Here is a 4,248-nt window from a genome sequence, read left to right as displayed (position 1 = left end):
CCCTTACCAGGGCTACGAGCTTATGCTCAAAAGCCCAACCGTAAAGGGAAAAATGTCTCGGTAATTGGTGCCATTAGCTTAAAAGGACTGCTGACCCAGTGGAGTGGTTTAGGTTCTATCGATGCCTTGACCTTTGATGCCTTCATCTCTCAAAAGCTCGTACCTCAGCTTTGGACTGGTGCAGTCGTTCTAATGGATAACTGCTCGATCCATAAAAGTGATGAACTTGAAGCTTTGATCATCGCTGCTGGCGCGAGCCTCATTTATCTCCCCCCCTACTCTCCCGATTTTTCACCGATTGAGAATTGTTGGTCTAAGATTAAGAACATTCTCCGTCGTATCGGTGCAAGGACATACACTGATTTACTCCAGGCATTAGATACGGCATTCGCAGAAGTGACGATAGAGAATTTACTCGGTTGGTTTACTCACTGTTGCTACTGTACTTCAGAAGACTGATAACCGCTATATCAATTTATCAACTCCCGAACGTCGCATTGAACGCTTAGAAATTCTGCTGTGTCAAAAAGTCTACAAAGGCGAGGACATATCTGAATGTCTGCAAGTTTTAGAGTACTTGAAAAATCGCACGACTCAGCAAAAGTTAGAGTCTGTTTTCTTTAGGCGAGTTCAGTCTCAACTGACCTCCAACTCGTGGAAAATAATTGGTCAGGCTACCTTAATCTCCCTAGTCGCTATTTCTTGCTATTTTGCCATGTATAAAATAGCTACTTCATCAATATCTAGTAATTCTTCGTCGGAATTATCTCAGGGCAAACAATTATCAAAAAACACCCCACCACACGGTAAAAAACATCACAAATAAACATAATCGCAGTGCGGTATATTTATAAGAAGAATTCAGAAGTCAGGAGTCAGAATTCAGCATGAATTCTGTACGAGTGGTTCATGAATATTGGTTAAAACCGTACTTCGTCCCGCTACGCTAACGCCCGAAGTCAAGCGAAAAAATTAAAATATTCTTCCTGAATTAAAACTTCATCCCTTCATGGGTGGAGTATTCTGACTCCTGAATTCTGACTCCTGACTCCTTTTTATTTACTGCACTGCAATTATTGACTATGATATTCCATCAGCAATCTCTAAAATCTTTCAAGTTAACGAAGTAAAAAGGCAGTTTATGAATATTTGCTTTCATACCCAAGGTGAGGCGATCGCTTTCTTTCACATATTCAGGCCAAATCACTGCATTTGATGGATAAAAACTTTCTTTACAGCGTAACTCACCTACTTTAATAAGAGGTGTCCTTGTCGAAAGGCAAACTGTCTTCCGGCTCAAAGTTACGCAGGTCTTGCTCCATCTGCTGCCGACGTTGAACGTAGGTTCTGCTGTTTCCAATCCTCCCTTCCATCAACCATTCACCAAAGTTGATGCCTTGTTCTACGTGTGAGGCAGACATTTTATTATAATGATCAACCTCCATTTTCTTACGCCACTCAAGCTGCTCTAGCGCACTTTCACTGATGCCAATTTTCTGAGCATATTCTACATATTCAGGTCTGAGAGAACCATCTGGGTTAAACTCCTTTTTCTCTTGTTCAGTGAAGAAATCGTAGGCTGTGTAGATTGGCCACGGCTCTGGATCAGTCTCATCCAGGTGCTTCCACTCGTCATACTCTTCTTTTACTCTACGAGCATAACTATCAATTGCTCCTGGATGTGCGCCAAGAGATAACTTTTGTTGTCTTACTTCATCTTTTAAAGTTCCATCTGCATTGAATTCTTCCTTATGCATATTTATCCAACGCTTAATTCTCGACATACAAACCTCTCAAGAGATTAACCAAGTTTCATGAACTTATTAAAACCATGACTCTGGAAATTAAACATTTTGATCCCAGGCTCAATCAATGGATTTATACAGATGAGCGTCAAACTATTTTAACTGAAAATCTCAGTAATACTTTGCTGGAATTTTACTTTCCTGATAAAAAATTCTCATTTGGACATTCAGATGAATACAGTACAGATAAAGAATTAAAAAATCATCCAGATGGACACATTTTACTATTATCTTCAAAAACTCGCTTACTTTATGGAGAAAAGGAATGTTTAGAAACGATTCAAAAAATTTGTCCAGATAGTAAAGACCGTGGGGCTTATGGTTCCATCTTCCTTGGGGCTTGTAAAAATGCGATTCACGAAAAGCTAAACATTCTGGTAGTAGATGATTCTACTGAGAACAGGGGTGAGAATGGAGGAATATTATCGAATGATTTGGCATATAAATTAGTTGGAGATTGTTATGGGCAGATTTCAACACAACTTTATGACAAAGTAACCTTAAGAGAATCCCAAACAGATAAAAGCTATCGTGTAATTCAGCATCGATTCGGCTGGAGGGAAGGAGACGGAGAAGATACTACTAAGTACCGTTTTGGCAAAGGAACACTCCGACCATACAGACTAGATAGAATAGAATATGTAGACCCGAACAATGAACCAAAAATCGATATAATTCTCCCAGTAAGCAGTTTTAAGGGAACAGACAAGGATAGACCCAAAGGCCCCACTAAACCTCAAATTCAACCAGGATTATATCAGCAAAATATTTGGTTAGCTGAAAAAGGGCAATCTCAGCAAGGTCAGATGTCTATCTCCCAAGTGCTGGCATCTTTCCCCCAAGGGATTAAAGATTTTGCTGAGGAACTAGAGGTACAAGCCCAAAGATTAGCCTCTATTCAAGATGACCCAAGAATTGTTGCTGCTTACTATTGTGAAAGATACGAAAAACGCAAAGAATCATTGAACCAAAGTAAATTAAAAATAGGAGAGGTCACAAACCAAGAAATAGATGTTAAAAACTTAGGAAAAAATGACGATTTAGATACAGATGAGGAATTAGATGACGAGAATACTAAAGATGACTTGTTCATGTACAAACTCATTAAAGCTGATTTACTAGGGCATCAGCAGCTTTTAGAAACTGAGAAGGTCAAACAGGAATTAAACCGTTTTGTACAAAGTGAGTGGCGAGATATTGCTATTGGGAAAACGCTTACTTTTGACCGAGCAATGATTATTCCTTCCAAGGAACTCAAAAATGGTGAAATTTGTGTCCCTTGGCTTGATGAGCAAGAAAAAATTCTTAACTTCCGTTCTCCTTTCCTGAACTCCAATGGTTTGTGTGTTTCTAATAATAAACACGTTGAAGACCGTGTTGCTCCAGATGGGAAATCTTTGCAAGGCATAATTGTAGTTAATGACGAAGACCACAAGCGTATACAAGCAAGAATTACAGAGTTAGAAGCACTCTTGGTTGATGTTGATTTTATCGACCCAGCAGAAACCGAATCAGAGCGGCAAGCACGAGACTACGATGGTGACTGCATTGGTGTAGCACGAGCTAGCTTATATCCTAATCTGACAGCAGAGGCAGAGCGAAGAAATCTTCCCCAAAACGCCTATTCGCCCACAGTCAAGCTCAAAAAACAATCATTTTATTTGGAAGATGGAACCCAACCCCCATTTGAAAAAATCGCTATCCACATGAGCGATAGCATCAGCGTAGGTATAATCAACAATCAAGTGACAGCACTGGAGGCATTAGAATCAGAAATTGAGGTACTTAAAACTTACGGTACCTTAGAACAACAATCAACTTATTTAGACCAAGTTTCTAGTCATTATAAAGTCCTATTTGAGCAAGAACACCAGAAAGAGCCAAAGTTAATCCGAGAAGAATATAAATCTTATATGCAAGGGTTTGTTGAACTTGCTTTGGGTCAAAGAACTCCAGAGATTATTCAGCAGGCAATGGATGTTAACCGCCTGATGTACCGAGAAATGATCGGTGAGGGGTGTTATCAAAACCAAATAGCGGTTGATTTATTCAAAAGTGCTAAAAAACCTGAGATGGATAAAATCCGGGAAAACAGTCGCTACTTGTATCGTGATGTTAATTATATTAAAGATAAGAAATTAAAAACAGTTTATTTAAGTACAGGGATAACACCAAAAGGTTACTCACCAGTAGAATTATTAATTAGCCAAACCAATAAATATTTCCAAGAATCACAGTTAGAATCGCGTCCGATCGTCCAGTTTAAAGACTTATTCAAAGGAGTAGAATTTACACCACAGCAAAAATTTGCAGCAGTTGCCGCCAAGTACGAGTTTGATCGGAAATTCAACGCAGCGGTTCGTGCCTCAAGGCGGCGAGAAACAGAGTCTGGCCCTAGCGCAATTGTTCAAACAGATTCAGGAACGCAACTCGAAATTACCAA

2 protein-coding genes and 1 pseudogene are annotated in these 4,248 nt (G+C 39.5%); 2 read left to right on the top strand and 1 reads right to left on the bottom strand.

Annotation, left to right across the window (positions count from 1 at the left end):
- A partial coding sequence (locus RRG12_RS41560; RefSeq protein WP_420763188.1) for a transposase occupies nucleotides 1-459 on the top strand: 459 nt, incomplete at its 5' end.
- Nucleotides 460-1,253: 794 nt separating this feature from the next.
- Here the strand turns inward: RRG12_RS41560 and RRG12_RS41555 are convergent.
- Entirely contained in the window at nucleotides 1,254-1,784 is a 531-nt protein-coding gene (locus RRG12_RS41555) for a hypothetical protein (protein ID WP_420763187.1), read from the bottom strand.
- A gap of 47 nt (nucleotides 1,785-1,831) precedes the next feature.
- Here RRG12_RS41555 and RRG12_RS41550 point away from each other — a divergent pair.
- Nucleotides 1,832-4,248, top strand: a pseudogene (locus tag RRG12_RS41550) (hypothetical protein); the annotation flags it as partial.

It is taken from the genome of Nostoc sp. CALU 546, from assembly GCF_048836525.1.
Note: the sequence above shows the minus strand (reverse complement) of the source record. Positions and strands in the feature narration are given on the sequence as shown.